Here is a 19,073-nt window from a genome sequence, read left to right as displayed (position 1 = left end):
TAGTGCGGGTTGGGTGTAGCGGGTGTCGTCGAGCAGGTCGGGGTGGTGGCCGTGGATGAGGGGTTTGAGGGGTTGGTCCAGGTGGGGGTCCAGTTCGGCGCAGACGCGGTCCAGGGCGTGCGCGAAGACTGGTAGTTGCCGGTAGAGCTGGGCGCCCATGGCGGGGCGTTGGGAGCCTTGCCCGGAGTACAGGAAGGCGAGTTTTGTGCCGGTGGGGTTGGTGCGGCCGGTGACCAGGCTGGGGTGGGGTTCCCCGGCGGCCAGTGCTTGCAGCCCTTCGCGGAGGGTGGCGTGGTCGCCGGTGATGACGGCGCGGTGGTCCAGGGCGGTGCGGGTGGTGGCCAGCGCCCACGCCACCTGGCCGGGGTCCAGCTCCGGGTGGACGTCCAGATGCTCGGCCAGCCGCCGTGCCTGCGCGGCCAGCGCGGCCGGGGTCTTGGCTGACAGCAGCCACGGAACCACCGGAGCCTCAGGCCGCGCCTCGACCTCGGCGGACCGGAGACGAACCACCTCGCCGTTCGCATCTGACGAAGGGACCGGAGCCTGCTCGATGATGGTGTGCGCGTTGGTTCCGCTCATGCCGAAGGAGGAGACCGCGGCGCGGCGGGGCCGTCCGGTTTCCGGCCAGGGCATCTGCTCGGTGAGCAACTCGACCGCCCCAGCGGACCAGTCCACATGAGGGGTCGGCTCATCGACGTGCAGCGTCCGCGGCAGAACCCCGTGATTGAGGGCCTGGACCATCTTGATCACACCGGCGATACCGGCGGCGGCCTGGGTGTGGCCGATGTTGGATTTGATGGAGCCGAGTCGCAGGGGCCGGTCTGTGGGGCGTTGCTGGCCGTAGGTGGCGATGAGTGCTTGGGCTTCGATGGGGTCGCCCAGTGTGGTGCCGGTGCCGTGGGCTTCTACGACGTCGACGTCTGCGGGGGTCAGGCGGGCGCTGGCCAGCGCGTCCTGGATGACCCGCTGCTGGGACGGCCCGTTCGGCGCCGTCAGCCCGTTGCTGGCGCCGTCCTGGTTGACCGCCGAGCCGCGCACGATGGCCAGAACGGGGTGGCCGTTGCGCTGCGCGTCCGACAGGCGCTCCACCAAGAGGAGCCCGACGCCTTCGCCCCAGCCGGTGCCGTCGGCCGCCGCCGCGAACGACTTGCAGCGCCCATCACCGGCCAGGCCCCGCTGGCGGGAGAACTCCACGAACAAGGCGGGTGTGCACATGATGGTCGCGCCGCCGGCGAGGGCGAGATCGCACTCGCCGAGCCGGAGCGACCGGCAGGCCCAGTGCAGCGCCACCAGCGCCGAGGAGCAGGCGGTGTCGACGGTGACGGCGGGACCTTCCAGGCCCAGGCTGTAGGCCACCCGGCCGGAGGCGAAACTGGCGGCGCCGCCGATCCCGATCTGGCCGTCGAACTCCTCGGGCATCCGCTGGAAGCCCGTCCCGTAATCGAGGTAGATGATCCCGGCGAACACCCCGGTGCGGCTGCCCTGCAGTCCGGCGGGATCGATGCCGGCGCTCTCGACGGCCTCCCACGCGGTCTCCAGCAGAAGGCGCTGCTGCGGATCGGTCGCCAGCGCGTCGCGCGGGCTGACCCCGAAGAACTCGGCGTCGAACCGGCCCGCGTCGTAGAGGAACGCTCCCTCATGGGCATAGCTGGTGCCCCTGCGCTCCAGGTCCGGGTCGCAGAGCGCGTCCAGGTTCCAGCCCCGGTCGGTGGGGAAGGCGGATACGGCGTCGGTTCCGCCGGCGACGAGCCGCCACAGGTCGTCGGGGGTGCGGGCGGCGCCCGGGTAGCGGCAGCCCATCCCCACGATCGCGATCGGTTCGGAGTCGGCCGACTCGGCTTCGGCCAGTCGCTCCCGTGTCCGGTGCAGTTCGGCCGTCGTCCATTTCAGGTAGTCGACGAGCTTCTGTTCATCCGCCATCCGGAACCACCCCTCGGCTCACCTGGCCACCGCCAGCAGGTACATCTCGTGCAGGCTCGTCGCCTGGAGGAGGTCGGGCAAGGGCACGCTGCGTCCGGTCTCCCGCTCGATCGTCGTGAGCAGCCAGAGCAGGTGCATCGAGTCCCAGCCGGGGACCTGGTCCAGGGTGCGCTCGGCGTCCTCGGCCGTCACGGGCAGGCCGAGGTGGTCCCGGACGAGCGCGACGAAGTCGTCGATGGTGTTCACGGCGCGTGCCCCCCGAGGTCGTCGGTGAGGTGGACATGGCCGGGCGGCATGAAGATCTCGGCGAGGTCGTGCCGGAACCACGTCACCCCTTCGGAGCCGTCCGGCCCTGGGGGTCCGCCCTGGGGCGCCGCGTCCTGCACGAAGCCGTGCCGGGAGTAGAGCTCCGCGACGCCGCCGTTCCTGGGCGCCGGAAGGTAGGCGCCGTAGACGGCGCGGGCGGCGCCGTCGCGCGCGTGGCGCAGCACGGCCGCCAGGCACGCCTGCTCGATGCCGCGGCCGAACACGCGGCAGCTCAGCAGGAACCCGTCGATGCGGACCGCGTTGTCCGCCCACCGGGTGAAAAGCGCGCCCACCGTTCCGTTGTCGCCGAACCGGTCGCGGGACCTGATGGTCAGAATCCGCGTGCCGGCGTCCTTGAGCAGGTCCCTGATCTCGGGGACGCCGAGCCGGTGCGTGACCGTGTTGAACTGGTTGGTCCGCATGGTGAGCTGCGAGACCCGCGCCGCGTCCTCCCCGGTGGCCTCGGCCAGGACGACCCGGACGTCCAGTTCGCGCAGGTACTCCTCGATCGAGTCGAAGGTGTGCAGGAAGTCGCGGCGCTCCCGCTCGTCCCGGTACCTGGCCTTGCGGACGTGGTCCTCGGCGGTCGTCTCCCGGACGTCGAACCAGCCGTCGGCCAGCAGCCTCTCGGCGTGCAGCGCGGGATCGGCGTCGAGGCCGACCACCGCCACGTCGGGGTGCTCGGACCGCACGAGCCAGCGCTCGAAGGCGCTGTCGTCGGCGAAGACGAGGCTGTGCGTCCCGAGGTTGAGCTCCCGCGCGAGTTCGGCGACGTTCTCGGACTTGGGTCTCCAGTTGGCCACGACGTGGACGAAGTCGTCCTCGCGCAGAACCATGCCGGAGTGCTCGCGCAGGACCTTGCGGACCGGCTCGACGTCGTTCTTGCTGGCCACCGCGAGCAGCACCCCCTGCGAGCCGACCTGCTTCACCACGCGCTGGAACTCGCAGAACGCCTCGCCGCGGTGCCCCTCACCCACCTCGATGCCGTCCACGCCGTCGTCGCCGAGCACTCCGCCCCACAACGTGTTGTCCAGGTCGAGGACCAGGCATTTCCTGGTGCGGCCGGTGAGGTGCCGGACCAGGTGACCGGCCTCGCGCGCGTACGCGGCCAGCAGGTCCGGGGACAGGTGCGCCTTGGCGTAGACGCTCAGGCGCGGGTCGCTGGCCGGGGACGCCTCGGCGGCCAGCGGGTCGAGGTCCAGCACCACGACGCGCTCGTGCTCCTCGCACAGGTGCAGCAGCCGGGCGTTCACCTCGCGCCACAGGGCGCCCAGGCGGGCCCTCGACCGGTGGTCGACGAGCTGCGCGGTGTACCGCCGCAGCAGCGGCAGCGTGTTGAACACCAGCGTGCCGCGGCAGTTGGCCTCGAACGTGGTGGCCAGCCCCTTCAGCAGGCCGATCTTCTCCAGGCCGGCGCGCTCGACGTCCGCGGGGCGCCAGGGGACCGCGACCTCGTCGAACACGACCGCCGGGTCCAGCACGCACAGCACGAGGTCTGGCTCGGCCGCGTACAGGTCGCTGCCCGGGTCGCCGAGTTCGAGGACGTAGCCGTCGAAACGGCTCGTGAAGGGGCGCAGGAGGATCCCGTGCCGGGCGAGCTGCGCCGTCAGCGCGGGCAGCAGGTCCGGCAGCGTGCCGTGCCCGGTGATCGCGACCCGCGCCGCGGGGATCCCGGGATGCAGCTCGGCCGTCTCATCGGCGTCCAGCCGGGCGAGCAGGTTGCCCGCCCGCACCAGTTCGCGTCCGTCCAGCTCGACCACCAGCCGCTGGGCCTCGGGGTACCGGGCGGCCAGGGTCCCCGAGCGGTGCAGGGCGAGCAGCGCGTCGGCCGGCGGCACATCATCACGCGGAGCCGGTTCGCCCACATCCGCCTCCTCCCCCGCGGCTTCGCCGCGCTCCGTCCGGCTCGTCATCGTCACCGGGCCGCGTCTCGCGGGCCCTGCATTCACGATCTCGGGACCGGCTAAAGCTGCGCTAACCCGGTCCTTGCGCGCCCGCGGTGTCACGGGACGGCGCTCACGAGATCCCGAGCTCTCTGTCGATGAAGTCGATGACCTCGTCCGAGGTCGCCGCTTCGAGGCGGCCCCGTTCGAGGCGCTCGGATTCGAGGCGCTCCGCTTCGGGGTCCGCCGCGGGCACGGCGGCGTGCCGGTCCCGCCAGCGGCCGAGCAGCGCCTCCAGGCGCGCGGTCACCTCCCGGTGGCCGCTCCAGCCGCCGGGAGCCGCGCCGAGCGCGCTCTCCAGCCGTTCGAGTTCGCTCAGCACCGCGGGCGCGTCCGAGCCCGGTTCCGCTGCCTCGTCGCCGGCGAGGTACACGCCGAGGTGCCGTGCGAGGGCGTCGAGCGTGGGGTGGTCGAAGACGAGCGTCGCCGGCAGGCGGGTGCCCGCGGCGGTACTGAGGCGGTTGCGGAACTCGACCGCGGTGAGCGAGTCGAACCCGAGCTCCTTGAAGGTCGAGGTGGTGGTGACCGCGTCCGCCGACCGGTGGCCGAGCACGGTGGCGGCGTTGGCCCGGACGACGTCCAGCACCGCCTCGTGCCGGCGGCCTTCGGGGAGCCTCGCCAGCCGCTCGGCGAGCGAGGGTCCCGCCGCGCCGTCGCCGCGGCCCGCGGTGCGGCGGCCGGTGCCGCCGGCCAGGACGCGCAGGACGGCCGGGGCCCTCCCCGCTCCGGCCTGCGCCCGCAGCGCGGCCACGTCCAGACGGGCCGGCACCAGCAGTGCCCGCCCGTCGCCGCGCGCCGTGTCGAACAGCTCCAGCCCCTGCTCGGACGGCAGCGGCACCACTCCGGACCGGCCGAGCCGGGCCAGGTCGGCGCCGTCCAGGTGCGCCGTCATCCGGCTGGTCTCCGCCCACAGCCCCCACGCCAGCGACACGGCCGGGAGCCCGAGGGCCTTGCGGCGGGCGGCGAGGGCGTCCTCGAACGCGTTGGCCGCCGCGTAGTTGGCCTGCCCGGGAGTGCCGAGCACACCGGCGCTGGAGGAGAACAGCACGAACTCCGCCAGGTCCAGTTCGCGGGTCAGGGCGTCCAGGTTCGCCGCGGCCGCCACCTTGGGCCGCAGCACCCGTGCCACCTGGTCCGGGGTCAAGGAGCCCACCACCGCGTCGTCCACCACGCCGGCCGCGTGCACGACCGCGGTCAGCGGATGCTCCGCCGGGACTCCGGCCAGCAGCCGGGCGAGGTCCGCGCGGTCGGCGGCGTCACAGGCCGCCACCGTCACCCGCGCGCCGAGCCCGGTCAGCTCGGCCGCCAGTTCCGCGGCGCCGGGTGCCCGGGAGCCCTGGCGGCCGGTCAGCAGCAGGTGCCGCATCCCGTGCCGCTCCACCAGGTGGCGTGCCACCCGCCGGCCCAGCGCGCCGGTGCCGCCGGTGATCAGGACCGTGCCGGCCGGGTCGGGCGGCACCGGCACCGTGAAGACGATCTTGCCGACGTGCCGGGCCTGGCTCATGAGACGGAACGCCTGCCTGGCCTGCCGCAGGTCCCAGGCGCGCAGCGGCGGATGCCGGAGCACGCCCCGCTCGAACAGCGCCAGGATCTCCGCCAGCATCCGGCCGATCCGCTCCGGGCCGGCTTCCAGCACGTCGTAGGCGCGGTAGGCCACGCCGGGGTAGGAGGCGGCGACCTGACCGGCGTCACGGATGTCGGTCTTGCCCATCTCCACGAACCGGCCGCCGCGGGGCAGGAGCCGCAGCGACGCGTCGACGAACTCGCCGTTCAGCGCGTCGAGGACGACGTCCATGCCGCGGCCGCCGGTCGCCGCCAGGAACCGGTGCTCGAAGTCCAGGTCGCGGGAGGACGCGATGTGCGCGTCGTCCAGCCCCAGCGCGCGCAGCGCCGGCCACTTCGCCTCGCTCGCCGTGGCGAACACCTCCGCGCCGAGGTGCCGGGCCAGTTGCACCGCGGCCATCCCCACCCCGCCGGTCGCGGCGTGCACCAGTACGGCCTCGCCCGGCCGCAGGTCCGCCAGGTCGACCAGCCCGTAGCAGGCGGTCAGGTAGGCGACCGGCACGGCCGCCGCCTGCGCGTACGACCAGCCCGCCGGGATCCGCGCGAGCCTCCGCCGGTCCACCGCCGCCACCGGGCCGAAGGCGTGCGGGAACAGGCCCGCCACGCGGTCTCCCACGGCCAGGTCGGTGACCCCGGCGCCGACCTCGGTGACCACCCCGGCCCCCTCGCTGCCGAGCGGGGCGCCGGCGTCGGGGTACATGCCCAGGGCGATCAGCACGTCGCGGAAGTTCAGGCCCGCGGCCCGCACCGCCACGCGGACCTCGCCGGCGGCCGGCGGCGCCTCGGCCTCCGGGTGCGGGACGAGTTCCAGGTCCTCCAGCGTCGCGCTCGCCGGGGCCGCCATCCGCCAGGCCCCGGCCTCGGCGGGGGGCGTGAGCGCGGGGTCGGTCCCGGTGCCGGTCAGCCGGGGCACGAGGGCGTCGCCGCGCCGGATCGCGAGCTGCGGCTCGTCGGCCTCCACCGCGGCGGGCAGGCGGTCCGCCGCGACCTGCGGCGAGGCGGGATCTGCGTCGAGGTCGACGATCAGGAAGCGGCCCGGGTGCTCCGCCTGCGCCGAACGCATCAGGCCCCAGAGCGGGGCGCAGGCCGGATCCGCCACCTCGGCCCCGGCGCCCGCCTCCACCACTCCGCGGGTGAACACGGCCAGCCGGGAGGACTCGAACCGGGGGTCGGCGAGCCATCGCTGCACCGTGCCGAGGACCTCCACCGTCATCCGCTCGGCGGCCGCCCCGTCGTCGGCGTCCGCCGGACCCGCGCACGGCAGGGCCACGACGTCGGGTACGGCGGCGCCCGCTTCGATCGAGGCGGCCAGCTCGGCGAGGTCCGGGTGGCGGTGCACGGGGACGCCGCCGGATCGCAGCGCCCGGCCCAGCCCGAGGTCGTCGGCGCCGAGCACGGCCCAGTCGTACCGGTCCGGAGCTTCGTGCACGTCGGGGGCCGCCGCGGAGCCGGGCAGCGGCGTCCAGTCGACGTGGAAGAGCCATTCGCCGCCACCGCGCGCCCGCTGCGCCGGCACGGGCCGCAGCGCCACCGAGCCGATCGCGGCGACGGGGCTCCCGTCCGGGTCCCAGGCCGCCACCGAGATCCCCTCCCCGCCCTCCGGGACGACCCTGATCCGCAGTGCCGACGCGCCGGAGGCGTAGACGTTCACCCCTGCGCAGACGAACGGCAGCCGTCCCCCGCCGTCGCCCTCCCCGGCGATCAGCGGGAGCCCGGCCTGCAGCGCCGCGTCCAGCAGCGCCGGATGCGCGACGAAGCCGTCCGCGGCGCCGCCGGCGTCGCCGTCCGCGGCCTCGCCGGGGTCGAGGTCCGCCTCGGCGAACACCTCGTCGCCGCGCCGCCAGACCGCGCGCAACCGCCGGAAGGCGGGACCGTAGTCGAGGCCCCCGGTGGCGGCCCGCGCGTAGAGGTCCGCCACGTCGACCGGCTCCGCGCCCTCCGGCGGCCACACCGCCTCGCCGGACGCGGGAGGCGGACCGGCGGCCGGACCGAGGGTCCCCGTGGCGTGCCGCGTCCACGGCGCTCCGGCCGGGGCCTTGTCCGGCCGCGAATGCACGCTCAGCGTCCAGCGTCCCGGTTCGCCGTCCGCGACGACCCTGACCTGCACCGCGACCGCCTCCCGGACCGGCACGTCGAGGGGCGCCTCCAGGGTGAGCTCCTCCACCCGGCCGCAGCCCAGCTCGTCGCCGGCGCGGACGGCCATCTCCAGGAACGCGGTGGCGGGCACGACGGCCGCGCCCAGCACCCGGTGGTCGCCGAGCCACGGGTGGGTGCGCTGCGACAGCCTGCCGGTGAACAGCATCCCGCCGCCGTCGGCCAGCCCGACCGAGGCTCCCAGCAAGGGGTGCTCGGCGGCGGCCAGCCCGAGCCCCGCCGCGTCCTCCCGCCCTGTGTCCGCGGACAGCCAGAAGCGCCGCCGCTGGAAGGCGTAGGTCGGAAGGTCGACCCTGCGGGGCCGCGCCGGCGCGAACAGGGCCGCCCAGTCCACGGGCACCCCGGCGGTGTGGGCCTGTGCGACCGCGCCCAGCACCGCTTCGGTCTCGGGCCGGTTCTCGCGCAGCGCGGCCGCCGTCGCCGGGGCCCCGTCCGCGCGCTCCCGGTCCATGCACTCCCGCGCCATCGCGGTCAGCACCCCGGGACCCAGTTCGACGCAGGCGGCGACGTCCTGGGCTTCGAGCCAGCGCACGCCGTCCGCGAAGCGCACGGCGCGGCGGACGTGCTCGACCCAGTAGCCGGCGGAGCAGAGCCGCTCCACCGGGACGGGCTCGCCGGTGAGGTTGGAGATGACCGGAATCTCCGGAGGCCGGAAGCTCAGCCCCTCGGCCACCGCGCGGAAGCCGTCCAGCATCGGTTCCATCCGCGGCGAATGGAAGGCGTGGCTGACCCGCAACCGCCTGGTCTTGCGGCCGCGGTCCCGCCAGTGGGCGGCCAGCGCCTCGACCGCCTCCGCGTCCCCGGAGAGCACGGTGGCCGACGGCCCGTTCAGGGCCGCGATCGCCACCGCCTCCTCGCGGCCGGCCAGCAGCGGCAGCACCTCGTCCTCCGACGCCTGCACCGCGGTCATCGCGCCGCCGCCCGGCAGCCGCTGCATCAGTTGCCCGCGCGCCGCGACCAGGGAGCAGGCGTCGTCCAGGGACAGCACCCCGGCCACATGAGCCGCGGCCAGCTCGCCGATCGAGTGCCCCAGCAGGAAGTCCGGCCGCACTCCCCACGCCGCCAGCAGGCGGAACAGGGACGTCTCGACGGCGAACAGCCCCGCCTGGGCGTAGACGGTGTCGTCGAGCGACGACCCGCCCGGCGCCTCACCGCTGAAGACGACTTCGCGCAGCGAGCATCCCAGCACCGGGTCAAGGCGTTCGCGGATCTCGTCGAACGCTTCGGCGAACACCGGGTACGCCTCGTAGAGGCCGCGGCCCATGCCGGCGCGCTGCGCCCCCTGGCCGGGGAACAGGAACGCGACACGGCCGCCGGCGCGCACCTCGCCGTGGACCACCTCCGGCGCCTGCCCGCCGTCCGCCAGCTCGGCGAGGGCCTGCAGCGCCTCTTCGCGCTCGCGCACCAGGACGACCGCGCGGTGTTCCAATGCCGTACGCGTCGTGGCGAGCGAGAAGCCCACGTCCGCCGCCCCGAGGCCGGGCCGGGCGGAGAGGAAATCGCGCAGCCCGGCCGCCTGGGCCCGCAACGCCTCCTCCGTCCGGCCCGACAAGGGCCAGGGGACCACCGCCGCACCGGCGTCGGAGGGCTCGGCGGGCGCGGCCCCGGCAGACACGGCCTCGGCGGGCGCGGCCCCGGCGGGCGGGGCGGTCTCATCCGGTTCCTCGATGATCACGTGGGCGTTGGTCCCGCTGATGCCGAAGGACGAGACCCCCGCCCGCCGCGGGCGGTCGCCGCGACGCCACGGGACCGGCTCGGACAGCAGCGACACCGCCCCGGCGGACCAGTCCACGTGCGGGGTCGGCTCGGCGCCGTGCAGCGACGGCGGCAGCTCGCCGTGCCGCATCGCCATGACCATCTTGATGATGCCCGCGACGCCGGCGGCCGCTTGCGCGTGCCCGATGTTGGACTTGACCGAGCCCAGCAGCAGCGGCCGGTCCGGCGAGCGGTCCCGGCCGTACGCGGCGAGCAGCGCCTGGGCCTCGATCGGATCCCCGAGCGCGGTCCCCGTTCCGTGCCCGTCCACCGCGTCCACCTGGTCCGGCCGGAGGCGCGCGGCGGCCAGCGCCGCCCGGATCACCCGCTGCTGGGACGGGCCGTTCGGCGCCGTCAGGCCGTTGCTGGCGCCGTCCTGGTTGGTGGCGCTGCCGCGCACGACCGCCAGCACCGGGTGCCCGTTGCGCCGCGCCTGCGACAGCCGCTCCAGGACGAGCACGCCCGCGCCCTCCGACCAGGCCACCCCGTCGGCGGACGCGGCGAACGACTTGCAGCGGCCGTCCGGCGCGAGCCCGCGCTGCCGGCTGAACTCCACGAAGGTGTCCGGGTTCGCCATCACCGTCACCCCGCCCGCCAGGGCCAGCGAGCACTCGCCCCGGCGCAGCGCCTGCGCCGCCAGATGCAGCGCGACCAGGGACGAGGAACACGCGGTGTCCACCGTCACAGCGGGTCCTTCCAGCCCGAACAGGTACGCCACCCGGCCCGACACGACGCTGCCCGACGTGCCCGTCACCGCGTAGCCCTCGGCGGCCTGCGGCAGCCTGCCTCCGCGGGCGTAGTCGTAGTACATGACTCCGGCGAACACGCCGGCCGGGCTGCCCTTCAGCGATGCCGGATCGATTCCCGCCCGCTCCAGGGCCTCCCAGGAGGTCTCCAGCAGGAGCCGCTGCTGCGGGTCCATCGCCAGCGCCTCGCGCGGCGAGATGCCGAAGAATCCGGCGTCGAACTGCGCCGCGTCGTGCAGGAACCCGCCCTCGCGGGCGTAGGAGGTGCCGGGATGGTCCGGGTCGGGGTGGTACAGCCCGTCCAGGTCCCAGCCCCGGTCGCCGGGGAAACCGGAGATCGCGTCGCGGCCCGCGGCCACGAGCTCCCACAGGTCCTCCGGGGAGGCGGCGCCGCCCGGATAGCGGCAGCCCATCCCGACGATCGCGATCGGCTCGTCCGGTGCCGCTCCGGCGGGCTCCGGCGTCACGTCCGACCGCGCGGCGGCCGTGCCCAGGAGTTCCTCCCGGAGGCGCGCGGACAGGTGGCGGACGGTGGGGTGGTCGAACAGGAGCGTGGGCGGGAGCCGGAGACCGGTCGCCGTGTTGAGCCGGTTGCGCAGCTCCACCGCGGTCAGCGAGTCGAACCCGATGTCCTCGAACGCCCGGTCGTCCCCGACCGCGCCGGACGACGCGTGCCCCAGCACCTCGGCGACCTGTGCCCGCACCAGCCCGAGGAGCTCCCGGTGCTGTTCCGCCTCGCCGAGCGCGGCGAGCCGCCCGGCCACGCCACCGGCCGGTTCGCGGTCCGCCGCCCCGCGGCTGCGGCCGCGGACCAGCCCGCGCAGCATCGGCGGCGGACCGTCGCCGGTGCCCGTCCGCGGGCCCCCCAGGTCGAGGCGGGCCGCCACCGCCTCGGCCCGCCCGGACGCGATGGCCGCGTCGAACAGCGCCAGGCCGTCCTCGGACGGCAGCGGCGCGATGCCCGCACGGCGCAGGCGCGCCAGGGCGCCGCCGGTCAGCGTCCCGCTGATCGCGCTCTCCGGCGCCCACAGGCCCCAGGCGATCGACACGGCCGGCATCCCTCGCGCCCGGCGGTGCCGCGCGAGCGCGTCCAGGGCCGCGTTGGCCGCCGCGTAGTTGCCCTGGCCGGCCGTTCCGAGCGTGCCCGCGATCGAGGAGTAGAGGACGAACATCGCGAGGTCGAGGCCGCGGGTCAGCTCGTGGAGGTGCAGCGCGGCGTCGGCCTTGGGGCGCAGTGTCCGGTCCAGCCGCTCGGCGGTGAGCGCGGTGACGATCCCGTCGTCGACCGCTCCGGCCGCGTGCACGACTCCGGTCAGCGGATGGTCGCCGGGGATCCGGTCCAGCGTCGCGGCGAGCTGGGCGCGGTCGGACGCGTCGCAGGCGGCGAGGGTCACCTGCGCTCCGGCGGCGGCGAGTTCGGCCCGCAGTTCGGCGGCGCCGGGCGCGTCGGGGCCGCGGCGGCCGGCCAGGACGAGGTGCCGTACGCCGTGTTCGGTCACCAGGTGCCGGGCGAGCAGGCCGCCCAGCGTTCCCGTGCCGCCGGTGATCAGGACCGTGCCGGCGGGATCGAGCTCCGGCGGCTCCGGTGCCGGCACGGGGGCACGCGCCAGCCGGGGCACCAGGGCCCGTCCTTCGCGCAGCGCGAGTTGCGGCTCGCCGGCGGCCGCCGCTGTCCGGCAGGCGTCCAGGAGGCCGGCGTTCCCCTCGTCCTCGTCGAGGGAGTCGGCGAGGAGCAGGCGCCCGGGGTTCTCCGCCTGCGCCGAGCGGACGAGCCCCCAGACCGCCGCCTGCGCCGGGTCGGCGGCCTCGCCGTCGTGGACGCCGACCGCCGCACGGGTCAGCACGACCAGCCGCGCACTCCCGGGGTGGTCCGCGGCGAGCCAGTCGGTCACCGCGCGCAGGGCTCGTTCGGCGGTCTCACGAATCGCGGCGGTCTCGGACCGGGGGTGCTCCGGCCGGAGGTCGGCGACGACCAGCGTCGGGTCTGCCGCGCCCGGCACCTCGGGGATCGGCCGCCACTCCACGTGGAACAGCGAATCGCGGACGGCCCGCGCCGGGGCCGGAACGGTTCGGGCCGGCGCGCGCAGGGCGAGCGCGTCGACCGTCGCCACGGGGGAGCCCGTCCCGTCGGTGACCGCCATCCCGCCGTCCGCCGAGATACGCGCCCGCACTCCGGTGGCGCCGGTGGCGTGGAGGGTCACGCCGTTCCAGGCGAAGGGCAGCCGCGGGGCGGAGCCGGCCGGCCCGCCGGAGCCGGCCAGCCCGACCCGGGCGTGCAGGACCGCGTCCAGCAGGACCGGGTGGATGCCGAAGCGCGCGGCGTCGCCGCGCAGCTCGCCGGGCAGGGCGGCCTCGGCGAAGATCTCGTCGCCCGACCGCCAGGCGCCCGTCAGCGCCCGGAACGACGCGCCGTACTCGTAGCCGTCCCGTTCGAGCCCGTCGTAGAAGCCGTCCAGCGGCACGGGCACCGCGCCCGCCGGGGGCCAGGCGGCCGCTTCGCCCTCCGGCGGGGGCGCGTATCCGGTCCGCACGGCACCGTCGGCGTTGCGGGTCCAGGGACGGTCGGAGCCGGCCCGCACGTCGGCCGTCCGGGAATCGACGGTCAGGGACCGGCGGCCCGACGCGTCCGCGCCGCCCACCGTGACCTGGATCTGCGTCCCCTCGTCGGCCGGCAGGACCAGCGGAGCCTGCAGGACCAGCTCCTCCACCTGGTCGCAGCCGGTCTCCTCGGCGGCGCGCAGCGCCATGTCGACCAGGGCGGTCGCGGGCACCATCGGCACCCCCGCGACGACGTGGTCGGCCAGCCAGGGGTGGGTGCGCAGCGAGAGGTGGCCGTGCAGCGTCACGGCGTCGTCGCCGGCTCGCCTGGTCGCGGCGCCCAGCAGCGGGTGATCGGCTCCGTCCAGTCCCAGCTCGGCCGCGGACGCGGCGGCGCGCGGCACCGGCGCCCAGAACCTGCGGTGCTGGAACGGGTAGGTGGGCAGCTCGACCCGGCGGGCCCCGGAACCTGCGAAGACCCCCTCCCAGTCGAGCGGCACGCCGTGCGCCTGCAGCCGGGCGAGGGCCGCCGTGAAGGATTCCGGCTCGGGCCGGTCCCGGTGGAGCACTGGTACGGCGAGGGCTTCCGCACCTCCGTCCCGGCTGGCGAGGACCTCCTCGGCCAGGGCGGCCAGGGTGCCGTCGGGGCCGAGCTCCACCAGCCGCGTGACGCCCTCCCCCGCCAGCCGGTCCACGCCGGCGGCGAACAGCACCGGGCGCCGCACGTGCTCGACCCAGTACCCGGGCGAGCACATCTCCTCGGCCGTCCCCGGCGCGCTGGTCAGGTTGGACATGACGGGTATCCGCGGTGGCCGGTACGACAGCCGCTCGGCGATCTCGCCGAACTCGGCCAGCATCGGCTCCATGCGCGGGGAATGGAAGGCGTGCGAGACCGTGAGCCGCTTCGTCCTGCGGCCCTGGGCGCGGAAGGCGCCGGTGATCTCGGCCACGACGGGCTCGTCACCGGAGATCACGACCGACGCCGGGCCGTTGACCGCGGCGATCGACGCGCGCCCGCCGCGCTCCTCCAGCAGCCGGCCCGCCTCCTCCGCCGTGGCCTGGACCGCCGCCATGGCGCCGCCGGCGGGCAGCCGCCCCATCAGCGCGCCGCGCGCCGCCACCAGCGCGCACGCGTCCTCCAGCGAGAGGATCCCGGCCACGTGGGCGGCGGTCAGCTCGCCGATCGAATGACCGGCCACGAAGTCGGGGCGGAGGCCCCACGCCTCGGCCGTCCGGAACAGGGCCGTCTCAAGGGCGAACAGTCCGGGCTGGGCGTAGTCCGTCCGGTCGAGCAGCTCGGCCCCGGGCCGTCCCGGCTCGGCGAACACGACGTCGCGCAGCGGGCGCTCCAGCAGGGGGTCCAGGTGCGCGCAGGCCTCGTCGAAGGCGGCCGAGAAGACGGGGAGCGCCTCGTAGAGCTCGCGGCCCATGCCGGGCCGTTGCGATCCCTGGCCGGAGAACAGCACGGCGACGCGGCCGTGGCGGGCCTCCGCCCGGATGACGGCGGAGCTGGCGTCGCCGTCGGCGAGAGCCGCCAGCCCGGCCATCATCCCGGCACGGTCCCCGGCCAGGACCACCCCGCGCTGCTCCAGGCCCGCCCTGGTGGTGGCCAGCGAGTACGCGACGTCCAGGGGGCTCAGGTCCGGGGATGCGGCCACGTGCTCGCGCAGCCTGCGCGCCTGTGCCCGCAACGCCTGCTCGCTCTTCGCCGACACGGCCAGTGGTACCACGCCGCCCGGCCGCTCCCGCGCGGAGGCGTCCGGCTCGTCCACCGTTCCGGCCGGGGGCTCCTCCAGGATCACGTGGGCGTTGGTGCCGCTGATGCCGAACGAGGACACCGCCGCGCGGCGCGGACGGCCGGCGGCGGCGGGCCAGCCGGCCGGCTCGGTCAGCAGCGCCATCCTGCCCGCCGACCAGTCGACGTGGGGCGTGGGCGCGTCGACGTGGAGCGTACGCGGCAGCGTCCCGTGCCGCATCGCCTCGACCATCTTGATCACGCCCGCCAGCCCGGCCGCGGCCTGGGTGTGGCCGATGTTCGATTTGACCGATCCCAGCCGGAGCGGCCGGTCGCGGTCCCGGCCGTAGGCCGCGAGGAGCGCCCGGGCCTCGATCGGGTCGCCCAGGGCGGTGCCCGTCCCGTGCGCCTCCACCGCGTCCACCTCGTCCGGCGCCAGCCCGGCCGCCGCGAGGGCCTGGGCGATCACCCGGCGCTGGGACGGGCCGCTCGGCGCCGTCAGCCCGTTGCTCGCCCCGTCCTGGTTGGTCGCCGACCCGGCCACCGTCGCCAGCACGCGATGGCCCTCGCGCCTCGCCACCGACAGCGGCTCGACGAGGACCACGGCGGCGCCCTCCGCCCAGCTCGTCCCGTCGGCCGAGGCGGCGAAGGGCTTGCACCGGCCGTCGGGTGCCAGGCCCCGCTGCCGGCCGAACTCGACGAACATCCCGGGGGTGGACATCACCGTGACGCCCGCGGCCAGCGCCCGGTCGCACTCCCCGCGCAGCACCGCCTGGCACGCCTGGTGCAAGGCGACCAGCGACGACGAGCACGCCGTGTCCACGGTGACGGCGGGCCCCTCCAGGCCGAACACGTACGCGATCCGGCCGGACATGACGCTGGCGGCGGTCCCGGTCAGCAGGTAGCCCTCGGCGTCGTCACCGGCCTCGTGCAACCGCGGGCCGTACTCCTGGTGGGTGCCGCCGACGAACACGCCGGTGCGGCTGCCCTTGAGGGACATCGGATCGATCCCCGCCCGTTCGAGGACCTCCCAGGAGGTCTCCAGCAGCAGGCGCTGCTGGGGGTCCATCGCCGCCGCCTCGCGGGGCGAGATCCCGAACGGGTCGGGATCGAAGCCGCCCGCGTCCCGGACGAACCCGCCCGCGGTGGCGTAGGTGGTGCCGGACCGGTTCGGGTCGGGGGCGTGCAGGGCCGCAAGGTCCCAGCCGCGGTCGTCCGGGAAACCGGAGATCGCGTCACGGCCCGCCGCGACGAGCTCCCACAGGTCCTCGGGGGAACGGACCCCTCCGGGAAACCGGCAGGCCATGGCGACGATCGCGACGGGCTCGCCCGCCGCGGCCGCCGCGGCGGGGGCCGCGCCCGGCTCCGGGTCCGGCGATCCCGCGGCCCGCTCGGCCAGGTGCCGTGCGAGCCCCTCGGGCGAGGGATGGTCGAACAGCACCGTCGAGGGCAGGGGCAGCCCTGTCGTCCGCGCCAGCCGGGTGCGCAGCTCGACCGCCGTCAGCGAATCGAAGCCGAGGTCGCGGAACGTCCACTGCGGCTCCACCGCCTCCGGCCGGTCGTAGCCCAGCACGGTCGCCGCTTCGGCGCGGACCACGTCGAGCATCGCGAGCCCGCCGGCGGGGCGGTCGTCGTCGTGGTCCGCGCCCACCTCGGCGGGCGCGGGTTCCGCCGGCGTGGAGGGCTCGTCCGGCTCCCCTGCGGCGGGCGGCCTCAGCCAGTGCCGCTCGCGCTGGAACGGGTAGGTGGGCAGCGGGATGCGGCGCCCGCCCTTCCCGGCGAGCACGGCCTCCCAGTCCACCTCCGCGCCCCGCACCGACAGCTCGGCCACCGCACCGAGCAGCGTGCGCGGCTCGGGGCGGTCGTCGCGCAAGGCGGGCACGAACCCGGCCGCGGCGGGGTCGACGCACTCGCGGCCGATCGCCGACATCTCGCCGCCCGGTCCGAGCTCCAGGTACGTGGAGACGCCCGCGGCTTCGAGGGTGCGCATCCCGTCCATGAACCGGACGGTGCGGCGCACGTGCCGGGCCCAGTAACCCGGCGCGCAGACCTCGTCGTCCGCGGCGACCCGCCCGGTCACGTTGGACACGATCGGGATCCGCGGCGGGCGGAACGTCAGCCGCCGCGCGAACGCCTCGAACTCCTCCAGCATGCTCTCGGTGTGCGGGGAGTGCGCCGCGCGGCTCATCCGGAGCCGCTTGGTCTTGCGTCCCCGCTCCTTCCAGGACGCCGCGATGTCCAGCACGGCCTCCTCGTCGCCGGAGACGACGGTCGCCATCGGCGCGTTGACGACGGCGATCGACACCCGGGACCCGTGCTCGGCGACCAGGGGGGCCACATCGTCCTCGGACGCCTCGACCGACACCATCGCCCCGTCCTCGGGGAGCGCCTGCATCAGGCGGGCCCGCACGGCGGCCAGCGCGCAGGCGTCCTCCAGCGAGAGGACGCCCGCGCAATGGGCGGCGATCACCTCTCCGTTGGAGTGGCCCATCAGGTAGTCCGGGCGGACCCCCCACGACTCCAGCAGCCGGAACAGCGCCACCTCCAGCGCGAACAGCCCGACCTGGGTGTACAGGGTCTCGTCGAGCAGCGCCGCCTCGCCCGATCCTCGTTCGGCGAACACCACGTCCCGCACCCGGCGGTCCAGGTGGCGGTCCAGGTGTACGCATGCCTCGTCGAACGACCGGGCGAAGAGCGGGTGGGCGCCATGAAGGTCCCGTCCCATGCCGAGGCGCTGCGTCCCGCCGCCCGCGAACAGGAAGGCGACCCGCCCTCCGGTGGCCCCGCCGCGGACCACGGCCGGTGCCGGGACGCCGCGCGCGACGGCGTCGAGCCCGCCCGCCAGGCCCGCGGCGTCGTCGGCGAGGACCGCCGCGCGGTACTCGAACGCCGAGCGGGTCGTGGCGAGCGAGTGGGCGAGGTCGGCCGGTCGCGGACCGGCGGTGTCCAGATGCTCCCGCAACTGCCGGGCCTGCGCGCGCAGCGCGCGCTCGCTCCGGGCCGACACCAGGAAGGGACGGACCCCGGCGGAGTGGCCGGCCTCGGGCGTGGACTCCGTGACGTCCGGTTCGGCCAGCACGACATGGCAGTTGGTGCCGCCCATGCCGAAAGAACTCACGCCCGCCACGAGAGGACGGGACGGCTGAGGCCAGGGGCCCGCCGCGTCCTGCACGCGGAGGTTGAGGCGGTCCAGGGGGATGCGCGGGTGGGGGCGTTCGAAATGGAGGCTGGGCACCAGTTCGCGGTGCCGGATGCACAGGACGGTCTTGACCAGCCCCGCGATCCCGGCCGCGCCTTCCAGGTGCCCGATGTTGGTCTTGACCGAGCCGACCGCCAGCGGGCGGCGCGCCCCCTGCGACGCGACCGGGACGCCGAGCGCCGCGCCGAGGGCCGCGGCCTCGACGGGATCCCCCGCCCTTGTTCCGGTGCCGTGCAGTTCCACGTACTGGACGTCCGCCGGGCCGACCGCGGCGTGGCGGCAGGCAAGGCGGACGGCCTCCTCCTGCCCGGCCTGCTCCGGGACCGTCAGCCCTTCCCCCGCGCCGTCGTTGTTGACCGCGCTGCCGCGGATGACGCAGTAGATCTCGTCACCGTCGGCCAGCGCGCGGTCCAGCGGCTTGAGGACGACGACCGCGCCGCCCTCACCGCGCACGTACCCGTTCGCCCGGGCGTCGAAGGTGTGGCAGCGTCCGTCCGGAGACAGGCCGCCGAACCGGTCGGCCGCGATGAACCCGTCCGGGGTGATGGCGATGTTGACTCCGCCGGCCAGCGCCAGGTCCGACTCGCCCCTGCGCACGCTCGCGGCGGCCATGTGCACCGCCACCAGGGACGACGACTGCCCGGTGTCGACCGTCACGCTGGGGCCGCCGAGGCCGAGCGTGTAGGAGACGCGGTTGGCGATGATGCCGCGGTTCAACCCGGTCGCGGTGTGCTGCGTGATCGTGCCGGTCCCGTAGCGCGTAACCAGGCTCGCGTAGTCGTCCCCGATGGCGCCCACGAAGACGCCCGTCCCGCCGCCGCGCAGGCTCCGCGGGACGATTCCCGCGTCTTCCAGCCCCTCCCACGCCAGTTCCAGCATCAGGCGCTGCCGGGGATCGATGACGGCCGCCTCGCGCGGGGAGATGCCGAAGAACGCGGCGTCGAACCCGTCGATCCGGTCGAGGAACCCGCCTCGCCGCGCTCCCGGCGGGACGTCCAGCCGGCTCAGATCGCACAGCGTGCCGGTGGCCAGCCGCCGTTCGGGCGCCTCCCCGACCGCCTCGGTCCCGCTGCGCAGGAGGCGCCAGAATTCTTCGGGGCCTGCGGCGCCCGGCATGCGGCACGACAGTCCCACGATGGCGACCGGGCCGCCACGGCCGGCCCGCATCGTGGATTCGGCTGTTTCTCCGGTTACGGTCACGACACTCCAATTCA

4 protein-coding genes are annotated in these 19,073 nt (G+C 75.6%); all 4 read right to left on the bottom strand.

Annotation, left to right across the window (positions count from 1 at the left end; genetic code table 11):
- Positions 1–1,920 (bottom strand): type I polyketide synthase (locus E1285_RS02070; RefSeq protein ID WP_132147237.1); only part of this gene is annotated, 1,920 nt, incomplete at its 3' end.
- An 18-nt stretch (positions 1,921–1,938) separates the two neighbouring features.
- Positions 1,939–2,166, bottom strand: coding sequence for a phosphopantetheine-binding protein (locus tag E1285_RS02065; protein ID WP_132147234.1), 228 nt, complete (start codon positions 2,164–2,166; stop codon positions 1,939–1,941).
- Positions 2,163–4,091 carry an HAD-IIIC family phosphatase gene (locus E1285_RS02060; RefSeq protein WP_207946348.1) on the bottom strand — a complete coding sequence of 643 codons (1,929 nt, stop codon included), beginning with the start codon at positions 4,089–4,091 and terminating at the stop codon, positions 2,163–2,165. Before E1285_RS02060 ends, E1285_RS02065 begins: the two co-directional genes overlap by 4 nt.
- Before the next feature lie 151 nt (positions 4,092–4,242).
- Positions 4,243–19,059, bottom strand: coding sequence for a type I polyketide synthase (locus tag E1285_RS02055; RefSeq protein ID WP_207946347.1), 14,817 nt, complete (start codon positions 19,057–19,059; stop codon positions 4,243–4,245).
- Between the last annotated feature and the right edge of the window lie 14 nt (positions 19,060–19,073).

The sequence above is a fragment of the Actinomadura sp. 7K507 genome, from assembly GCF_004348425.1.
In the GTDB taxonomy this organism is placed as follows: Bacteria; Actinomycetota; Actinomycetes; order Streptosporangiales; family Streptosporangiaceae; genus Spirillospora.
This window is presented reverse-complemented; position numbering and strand designations above follow the sequence as displayed.